A 241-nucleotide genomic window follows, 5' to 3' on the forward strand; every position below is an offset into this window, starting at 1 on the left:
ATGCTACTATTTTACTGCCCCACTTCCGTTCCGGAAATTCAGAATTCAACAGAAAATACCCGGAGGCTTGCCGAATCGAGTTTGTGGTTTTGATTGCACTCACTATTTCATGTTCGCAATTAAAGCATCTCATTGTGATAGGGTTCAGAGTGATAAGAAATAAGGCAGTATCTGATTGCAAATCGTTACCTTTTGACCGAGGCGGATCATAGGAAACAACCGTTTGTTGTCTTATATCGTA

The 241-nt window shown here is 40.7% G+C and carries 1 protein-coding gene; it reads left to right on the top strand.

Translation table 11 applies throughout. The features are described 5' to 3' along the window. Nucleotides 1-212, top strand: a 212-nt coding sequence (locus tag JEM65_RS22540) for a hypothetical protein (protein WP_233530781.1), incomplete at its 5' end; no start/stop codon positions are given. Nucleotides 213-241 lie beyond the last annotated feature (29 nt).

This window comes from Gelidibacter salicanalis (assembly GCF_016469035.1).
GTDB lineage: Bacteria > Bacteroidota > Bacteroidia > Flavobacteriales > Flavobacteriaceae > Gelidibacter > Gelidibacter salicanalis_A.